Source organism: Mycobacterium sp. (genome assembly GCF_032161845.1).
Taxonomy (GTDB): domain Bacteria; phylum Actinomycetota; class Actinomycetes; order Mycobacteriales; family Mycobacteriaceae; genus Mycobacterium.
Genome location: NZ_JAVRQA010000447.1, coordinates 1 through 9,202, shown reverse-complemented (window position 1 = coordinate 9,202; position 9,202 = coordinate 1). Strand labels below are relative to the sequence as shown.

The 9,202-nt window shown below is 65.5% G+C and carries 8 protein-coding genes; 5 read left to right on the top strand and 3 right to left on the bottom strand.

What is annotated here, in order from left to right:
• The 3 genes from QOD90_RS24440 to QOD90_RS24430 all read left to right on the top strand — a co-directional run.
• On the top strand, positions 1–796 hold a 796-nt coding region (locus tag QOD90_RS24440; protein ID WP_526353928.1), incomplete at its 5' end, for a glycosyltransferase 87 family protein.
• A gap of 7 nt (positions 797–803) precedes the next feature.
• The gene (locus tag QOD90_RS24435) at positions 804–2,012 is read left to right on the top strand and encodes a mannosyltransferase (RefSeq protein ID WP_526353926.1); all 1,209 of its coding nucleotides are present in this window, start codon (positions 804–806) and stop codon (positions 2,010–2,012) included.
• A complete protein-coding gene (locus QOD90_RS24430) occupies positions 1,996–3,201 on the top strand; it encodes a mannosyltransferase (RefSeq protein WP_526353930.1) in 1,206 nt (401 codons plus the stop codon). Before QOD90_RS24435 ends, QOD90_RS24430 begins: the two co-directional genes overlap by 17 nt.
• On the opposite strand, the gene QOD90_RS24425 is transcribed toward QOD90_RS24430, so the two are convergent.
• Genes QOD90_RS24425 through QOD90_RS24415 form a run of 3 tightly spaced genes read right to left on the bottom strand, consistent with a single transcriptional unit; the run spans position 3,194 to position 5,955 of the window.
• Positions 3,194–4,096 carry an aldose 1-epimerase gene (locus QOD90_RS24425; RefSeq protein ID WP_526353924.1) on the bottom strand — a complete coding sequence of 301 codons (903 nt, stop codon included), beginning with the start codon at positions 4,094–4,096 and terminating at the stop codon, positions 3,194–3,196. The two genes, QOD90_RS24430 and QOD90_RS24425, sit on opposite strands and share 8 nt — an antisense overlap.
• A gap of 18 nt (positions 4,097–4,114) precedes the next feature.
• Positions 4,115–5,281 (bottom strand): FAD-binding oxidoreductase, encoded by a 1,167-nt coding sequence (locus QOD90_RS24420; protein ID WP_526353922.1) that lies wholly within the window; start codon positions 5,279–5,281, stop codon positions 4,115–4,117.
• Between the two features lie 23 nt (positions 5,282–5,304).
• On the bottom strand, positions 5,305–5,955 hold the full coding sequence (locus QOD90_RS24415) for a GAP family protein (RefSeq protein ID WP_526353920.1): 651 nt from the start codon (positions 5,953–5,955) through the stop codon (positions 5,305–5,307).
• Between the two features lie 103 nt (positions 5,956–6,058).
• On the opposite strand from QOD90_RS24415, the gene QOD90_RS24410 reads away from it, so the two are divergent.
• Together QOD90_RS24410 and QOD90_RS24405 are read left to right on the top strand one after the other, a co-directional pair.
• Positions 6,059–6,544, top strand: a complete 486-nt coding sequence (locus tag QOD90_RS24410; protein ID WP_526353918.1) for a DUF4440 domain-containing protein — start codon at positions 6,059–6,061, stop codon at positions 6,542–6,544.
• 11 nt (positions 6,545–6,555) lie between these two features.
• On the top strand, positions 6,556–9,202 hold a 2,647-nt coding region (locus QOD90_RS24405), incomplete at its 3' end, for a multicopper oxidase family protein (RefSeq protein WP_526353916.1).

The window sequence follows — 9,202 nt, the reverse complement described above, 5'->3', positions numbered from 1 at the left end:
CGCCACGATCGGTGTCTTCCTCATGCTCGCCGTGATGTGCGCGGCCTACAGTAGGCGCTGGTGGTTGGCCGGCTTGTTGGTCGGGCTTGGCGCTGGCGTGAAGCTGACGCCTGCGATCACCGGGCTGTACTTCGTCGGGGTCCGGCGCTGGGCCGCCGCGGTGTTCTCGGCGGTGGTCTTCTTCGCGACGCTAGTGGTGTCGTATCTCGTTGCGGGAGAACAGGTTCGCTACTTCTTCACCGACTGGATCGGCCGAGACAACCTGTTCACGATCGGCAATGACTACAACCAATCCTGGCGCGGCGGGATCGCGCGGGTCTTGGGTCATGACGCCGGCACGGGTCCGCTTTTGATCGCGGTGCTCGCCATCACCGGTCTGCTCGCGGTGATGGCATGGTGGGCGCTGGGTTTCGGCTCGACACGCCGCGACCAGCTGGGCTCCCTGCTGGTGGTCATGGTCTTCGGGCTGCTGGCCTCGCCCGTCTCTTGGACCGCGCACTGGGTGTGGATCGTGCCGCTGCTGGTTTGGCTCCGTCACGGACGGTGGCGTGACATGCGCGGCGCTCGCGTTCTTCGGTGGCTATGGCTGGCCGTTGCCGTGCTGGCCATCCCCAACGCCCTTGCCTCCCTTCAGGCGAACCGGTGGGAGGTCAGCCGGCCCTGGTATGAGGCCTGGGCCGGGCTCGTCTATCCGATGCTGACGTTGGCGACATTTTGCTGGATCATCTTCACCGGCATGATCATTCGCCGCAGCGCCGATCGTGACGAATGCCGGACCGACGCCATGTCGTTATAGTCGCCCGGTGACCGCGGAGCCGACTTCGATCGTGCGTCCTCGAGTATCCAGATTGGCGACTCTGGCGCCGATTCTGCTGGCTGTCAGTGTCGTTGTGCGACTGGCCTCGACCATGGGCTACTACCTGATCGCAGGCGACGGGTTCTTCGACCTTCACGTGTATGCGCTCGGCGGCGCGGCCCTGAACCAGCCGGGCACGCTGTACGACGTCTTCTACGTCGACCCGCTCAAGGGTGAGCACTTGCCGTTCACCTATCCGACGTTTGCGGCGATGGTCTTCTACCCACTGCACCTGCTGCCGTTCGGTCTGCTCGCATTTCTCTGGCAGGTCGCCCAGATTGCCGCGGTGTACGGCTCGGTGCGCATCAGCCAACGCCTGATGGGCAACGGCGGTAGCGCCAGGACGGCCATGCTCTGGACCGCGATCGCCATCTGGCTGGAACCTACTGGGAGCAACATCCAATCCGGGCAGGTCGGCATCTTCCTGATGCTCGCCGTGCTGTATGCCGCCTACAGTTCGCGCTGGTGGCTTTCCGGGCTGTTGATCGGTGTCGGCGCAGGGGTGAAGCTGACCCCGGCGATCACCGGTCTGTACTTCGTCGGCACCAGGCGCTGGGCCGCTGTGGCGTTCTCGGCCGTGGTCTACTTCGCCACCGTCGCGTTGGCTTACGCCGTGCTGCCCGGTGACACGGGTCGCTACTTCCCTCGTCAAGTGATCCAGGCAGGTCAGACGCTGCCGATCGGATCGTCGTGGAACCAGTCGTGGCTGGGCGGGATTTCCCGGATAGTGGGTCACGACGCGGGTCCGCACGCCCTCGTCATCGGGGCGATTGCGGGCACCGCGATTCTGTCGGTATTCGCCTGGCGGGCGCTGGGTTCCGGTGCGGGCGAACGTGACCGGTTGGGTTCGCTTCTGGTGGTTCAGATGTTCGGGTTGATGGCCTCGCCGGTGTCGTGGATTCATCACTGGGTGTGGGTGGTGCCGCTGTTAATTTGGCTCCGGCACGGGTCGTGGCGCGACGAGCCCGGTGCGCGTGTCCTGGGCTGGAGCTGGCTGGCACTGATGGTGGCCAGCATTCCCAGCCTTTTGTCCCTTGCCCAACCGAACATCTCGGAGATCAGTCGTCCCTGGTATCTGGCATGGGCCGGCCTCGTCTACCTCGTGGCATCGTTGACGACGCTGGTCTGGATCGTCGCAACTGGGCGCCGTGCCTGAGGTCGGCGGGCCTGCCGATCGCCGGCGCCTGCTCGCCCCGCTGGTGCTGGCCGCCAGCGTGGCGGCTCTGCTCGGGGTGACGATCCCCAGCCCGCCCAACCTCGTCGACTTCCGGGTGTACGTGCTCGGCGGGTCCGCCTTGAGTCGCCCCGAGACCTTGTATTCCTTCGCCTACTCGGATCAATCCCCGGACCAGCCGCTACCGTTCGTCTATCCGCCGTTCGCGGCGATCGTGTTCCGCCCGCTGACGGTCTTGCCGGTCGAGCTGGCTGGGCTGCTGTGGCAATTGGCGATGCTGGCTGCGGTGTACGGGATCGTGCGCATCAGTCAACGTCTGGTGGGCGGCGGCACACATCGCTCCGCGATGTTGTGGACCGCGGGTGTGATCTGGCTCGAACCAGTCCGCGTCGCAGTGAATCTCGGGCAGGTGGGCGTCTTTCTGACCCTTGCCGTGTTGTACGCCGTGCTCAGCAACCGGTGGTGGCTATCGGGCCTGCTGATTGGGCTGGCCGCGGGGGTGAAGCTGACGCCGGCGATCGCGGGCCTCTACTTCGTCGGGGTACGGCGGTGGGCCGTCGCCGTCTTCTCGGCGGTCGTCTTCTTCGCCACGGTCGGGCTGTCGTACCTAGTGGTTGGCGATCAGGTGCGGCACTACTTCACCAGGGTGATGGGGGATACCAGCGTCAATCCGGTTGGCATCGCGATCAACCAGTCGTGGCGCGGGGGGATCTCGAGGATCGTTGGCCACGACGCCGGTCACGGTGCGCTGGTGATCGGCGCGATCGTCGCGACGGCGGTGTTGGCACTGTTGGCGTGGCGGGCGGTGGGGGCCGGTGCCGGCCCCCGGGACAGGCTGGGCTCGCTGCTCGTCGTCGAACTGTTCGGCCTTTTGCTGTCACCCATTTCGTGGATTCACCATTGGGTGTGGGTGGTGCCGTTGATCATTTGGCTGCTACGAGGGCCGTGGCGGGATGAGCGGGGCGCTCGCGTTCTCGGGTGGGGTTGGGTGGCGCTGACCTTCCTCAGCGTCCCCAGTCTGCTTGCCTTCGCGGAACCGAGTCTCTGGCAGATCAGCCGGCCGTGGTATTTGGCATGGGCCGGCATGGTTTACGTCGTTGCGACGTTGGTGACGCTGGCGTGGATCGCCGTGACCGGGCGGCAGGTCGCCGCCGCGGGCCCGCTCACGTGACCTTGATCGAGAACCGGCACCTCTCCGGTTTGCCGGCGACGGCGAACCGGTAGTTGCCACGACGCAGCGAATCGGTGGGCGCGGCCATGGGCTCGATGGCGACGATGTCGTCGTTCCCCGGCGCGAACAGTTGCGCCGCGGGATAACCCTTGATGAACCTCACCTCGACGCGTCGATCGCCACCCGAGATGGCGAACACCGAGCCGTCGGGTACCTGATCGAATCCGTCGTCGTACTCGGTGGACTTCAGCGGTTCTGCCGAGCCGGTCCATTCCTCGTGCGACCCGGTCGGGATGCCCCAGTTGTCCACCGGTAGGTGCCGCATGGTTGGCGTCTCCAACAGCCAGTCCGCGCGGGGCGCTCCTGGGAGCCTGAGATACGGGTGGTAGCCGAAACACAGTGGCACGGACGCGGCCGTCGTCGGCATCACTGTGGTCTCGATGGTCAGCGTGCGGTCGGCGAGCGTCACCTGCTGCGTCAGCACGTGGGGGAATGGGAATGACGCGAGCAGCCGCGGCCGTCCGCCGTAGTCGAGGACTGCCGTCACCGAGTTGTCGGAACGGTCCGTGACCAGCCAGCCGGGATAGGCGGCAAGGACCCCGTGGATCGGCACACCGTGCTCGTCGGTCCGAACGCCGCCGGTACCCGGGGTGAGTGTCACGACGGCCCCGTTGATCCCATACTTGCTGGCGCTCAAGCGATTTGCCCACGGATACAGGAGCGGGATGCCCATGGTCTTACCGTTGGTGATGTAGGCGTCCAGGCCACGTCGCTGGCCAAGGAACTCGTCTTCGCCGTCGGCAAGCGACGAGACGACCATGCCTGCCAGCGGTACGACGGTGGCGGTCAACGACGAGGACGGGTCAGTCAGCGTGACGGCTTCGAACTCGGACATTCGGCGATTCTGTCACGCTCAACTGGCGAGTGGATCGTGTTGAATGCTCCGCGGATCGGCGCCCTTGGAGATCAGTGCCGCCTTGGTGGCCTCGACCATCTCCGGCCCGCCGCAGACCAGGATCTGCCGATCGCCCCAGCTTCCGTACTTCGTCACCACGTCGGGGAGCGTGCCGGTCTGACGTACGTGCAGTCCGCGTGGAGGTGCGACGTCCGGATAGTCGGCCGCCCACGGCGGATTGGTGGAGTACTCCGACACCGGGGTCACCGACAGCCACGGGTTGGTCGACGCGACCTGCCACAGGGTCTTCAGGTCGTAGAGGTCGCATGGATACCTGGCGCCGAAGAACAGGTGCACCCGCGGATTCACGGCCGATCGGGTGAGGTCCATGATGATCGACCGCAGGGGCGCGAGACCGGTGCCGCCCGCGACCATCAGCACGTCGCCGCCATTTCGGTCGACGTGCATTGCGCCGTGCGGGTTGGACAGCCGCCACCGGTCGCCGGGCGTCGTCTCGCCGACGATGGCGGTGCTGACCATGCCTCCTGCCACGGAACGCACGTGGAATTCGATGGCGCCGCTGCGGTCGGCCGGGATCGACGGACTCAGGTACCGCCAGCGGCGCGGCCACTGGGGCACCTGCACGGTGACGTACTGACCGGGATGGAAGTACAGCGACCGGTCCAGTTGCAATCGGATCACCGAGACGTCGCGTGTGGTCCTGAGGTGTTCGACGACGGTGCCGTCGACGAAGGGTGGCCCCTTCTCGGCATCGGCCGCCCCGCGCATGATCCCGACGATCAGCTGGACGGCCTGTTCGGCGGCGTCGGCAAGTCGGCCATCCCACTGATCGATGAGGTGGCTGCGCAACGTGGTGATCAGTGCGTTCTGCATGCTGTCGTAATGTCGTTGGCTGACACCGTATTTGCGGTGGTCGCGGCCAAGCTGGGCCAGGAACGCGACGGGTTCCTCGGCGCGCTGTTCGATCAGTTCGCCGAACAGCCACGTCATGGCCTTGGCGAACACGGTGCGCTGCCGGTCCATGTCGGGTGGGAACAGGTCGCTGACCGCGGTGTCGATGGCGAACCATCGGGTGTAGAAGCGTCGGATCAACTCGTCGGAGCCGGCTTCGGGGTCGACCGCCGCACGCAGCACCGTCAGCGCGTCACGGTCGTCGAGTCCCACGCTGTCGGAGTCTAGTTACGTCGCTACACGCCGCGGATGCCCTTGTAGAGGACCATCACGCCAAGGACGACGAGGATGGCTGCGACGAGGGTGGCGTGCTGGGCCTCCATCCATTCCTTGAGTCGGACCAGCGCGTGGTCGAGACGGTCGCCGGACACGACGTACGCCAGGATGGGGAGTACCACCGTCGACGCTGCGATCGCGACGTAGTACACGACGCCGAGGGTGGCGCCGGTTCTACCGAGCCCCTCGGTCCCGATCGCCAAACCCGCTGCGGCGCACATGAACAGCACCTTGGGGTTGACGAACACCAGGACCACGGCAGTGGTGGCGGCCCTGGCCGGGGTGATCTTGGCGAAGCTGCTCATCCACTTCGGCGAGTGCTCCGACCGTTTGCGGGTTGACCACTTGTAGAGACCGAATGCGATCAGCGCCGCGCCCGCCACGATGCGCACCCACGACGCCCACGGCGGCGGCTTGTCCAAACCCCCGCCGAGGAGGCTGGACACCTCGACGAAGATCTGGGTCAACACGGCCAGACCGAACAGCCAACCGATCATGAACGCGAGCCCCGTCGGCCTGGGTCGCGGGGTGGACAGAACCAACACCGCGGGAATGATCGACAGCGGCGACAGCGCCACCACCAGCGCGAGGGGGATCAGTTCGGTCAACACCGCCGTAACGTAGCAAGCCGAGCCGGATAGTTCGCGAACCAGCCATTTTATTGACGTATTCGTGCCTATACTCCGTGACCCGAGTGAGGCAGGAATTCATCCCATGAGCCGTGAAGCGCGCGCCGTCCTCGGGGTGCTCACGGTGATGGCCGGGCTCGTCGCGATCGCGTCGATCCTGACGCCCGCGATCAGCCGGGCCGACACGTGCGTCGACAGCGATGGCCTGCCGCTGCCAATCGAGGCATCGCCGTGCGCGGACGTGCTCACCCAGGAGGCGCGCTGGCTCGTCGCGATCACCTCGGGTGACGTCGCGGGGGTCGAGGCGATTCTCGCGCCGACCTTCCGGCACGTGAATTCCGACGGGCAGCTGCTCGACCGTGGGCAGGAGATCGCCAGCACCGAGCCGTTGCCCTTCACGTTCGTCGCGTCCGACCAGATCGTCGACATCGCGGGTGACACGGCCGTGATTCACGGCGTCAACAACGTCACCAGGGACGGCAGGGTCGTCGATCGCGAACGGTTCACCGACGTGTTCGTTCGGCAGGACGGGTTGTGGATGGCGCTCTCGGCTCAGGAGACCAAGTTATAGGGGAGAACCGCATGCAGCACCGTCGAGCCAGATCAGCGCTCGCGATGGTCGTCATCGTCGCCATGACCGTCATGGGCACCAGTTGTGCTGCGACGCCGAAGGAATCGGTCAATCCGCCCGCAGGCGTGAACGCCGGGGCCGACGGCAAACCGGCCCCCTTCCGCGAGCCGGTGCGGTTGTCGAGCCAGGACGGCGTGCTCGAAGTACGACTGTCGGCGCATCAGGGCACGGTGAACCTCGACACGGTGAAGAAGCCGGTCGACAACTTCCTGATCTTCGGTTTCGATCTGATCAAGGGCACCAGCTCGGACGGCTCGGCCAAGGGCGACAACCTCTATCCCGCACCAACTCTGCACGTCCAACCAGGCGAGAAGTTGATCGTGCACTACGACAACGACCTTCAGGGCCTCACCATCGAGGACTTCTACGACCCGGCCATGACCCCGAAGGGCGGCGAGGTGCCCATCTACCCGCCGCCGCTGGCCGAGGCGCCGCTCAATCTGCACACCCATGGCCTGCACGTCAGCCCGTCGGGCAACGCCGACAACGTGCTGTTGTCGATTCCCGCCGGGATGGGCAACACCTACAGCTACGACGTCCCGAACAACATGCCCAACGGGCTGTACTGGTATCACAGTCACCGCCACACGATGACGACCCAGCAGACCTACGCCGGCTTGGCGGGGCTGCTGGAGATTGGGCGACCGGACGGAAATCTGCCGCTGGTCACTCAGAACAAGATTCCGGTGCGCGACATGGCGATTCAGTACAACTACGTGTTCGACCGCAACGGCAAGGGGCATCAGCTCAACAATCCGACCTGGCCGCAGTGGGTGAGCACGCTCAAGCCGCCCGAGGGTTCCCAGCTGGCCGACGGCACGTACCAGCCGAGCCTGGCCCCGGTGAACATTGCCGACACGACGCAGGGTGCCCGGTACGTCACGCCGTGGTGGTCAGGCCCGTTGTCGCCGAAGAACAACCGCGGCCAGACCCAGTTCATGCCGTCCAACCTGATCGCCTTCGACGGCGGAGGCGCCAAGATAGACGAGGACCCGGCACTGCCGGAGAACCAGCGCGACGTGCAATACACCGTCAACGGTCAGTTCCAGCCCGAGCTGAAGATCAAGCCGGGCCAGACGGAGATCTGGGCGGTGGCCAACATCAGTGACATCTCCTACATGACGCTGCGGCTGACCGAGACCGCGACGGGCAACCACCCGAAGTTCGCCATCGTCGGGCAGGACGGCAACCCGTACACCCAGGTCGGCAAGCCCGTCTACGGTGACGGCACGACGCTCGACATCCCGCCAGGGTCGCGGTACGCCATCGCGGTGACCATGCCCAAGCAAGGCGACCTGGTGCTCGAGTTTCCCCCAGATCCCAAGGCCACCCAGATCACCGATCCCGCTGTGCTGTATACGAACGACGGCACCAAGAACACGCCAGCGGTGCTCGGCAACCTGAGCGTGGATCCCAAGTACATCAGCTACGCCGACGGCTTCTTCGTGTTTCCGACCCAGACGCTGATCCGCGCCACACCGGACGCCGGCGGGCCTGGGCAGACGACTGCCTTCGAACAGGGCCAGAACCTCGGCGCCTATACGTCTTTCGTCGATACGTCGGTCATGACACCGGCGGTCAAACGGGAGATGACCATCACCGATACCATCGGCGGCGACAAGGCCAGCAACAACGATCCCAAGGCCGTCATCTACTTCTTCGAACCCGCCGGGTTCCCGAACGTCCCACTGATCCAGCCCCGCCTCAACTCGGTGGAGGAGTGGAAGATCACCAACCAGAACAACGATGCGCATCCGATGCACATCCACGTCAACGACTTTCAGGTGATGGAGATCGACGACCCGCACAACGGCAAGACGGGAGTGCAACCGTGGGGCCTGGACAACGTCAACGTTCCGGCGCCGGTGTTCAACGACATGCACGTCGTCAGCACACCCGCCACGCTGACCCTGCGCCAGGAGTTCCTGGAGTTCATCGGGACCTACGTGATCCACTGCCACCGGCTCAACCACGAGGACAACGGGTTGATGGCGACCATCAACGTCATCCCCGAGGTGTCCACCTACGCGGTGGCGATACCCGGAAGTAAAGGTAAACCCGCCTCCGTACAGGTGCGAGATGCCAACGGCGACAAGGTCATGCAGACCGTCTTCCCCTTCCCGAACTTCGAGGGCACGCCGACGGTCGCGATGGCCGACGTCAACGGCGACGGCATTCTCGACCTGATCGCCGGCACCGGCAAGGGAGTGTCGCCCGAGGTCGCGGTCTACGACGGCAACAACACCAGGGAGGGGCTGTTCAAGTCGGAGCTCGCCCGCTTTGCGCCCTTCGACGCCGACTTCAAGGGCGGGGTGACCGTCGCGGGCACCGACATCGACGGAAACGCGATGTCCGACAACGTCATCGTCGGATCTGGACCCGGCATGGAATCCCAGGTGAAGGTGTTCTCCTCGACCCTCCCCGGCGAATCGGGCAAGGCGCCCGAGTTGTTCTCCGCGTTCACCCCATACCCGGGATCGGAAACGGGTGTGGCGCTGGCCACCGGCATGGTCGAGTCGGGGTCCGGCCGGGAGAGTGTCGTCACGGCACCCGGCCCAGGTGAGGCGCCGCTGATCAAGACGTTCCGTTACGACCTGT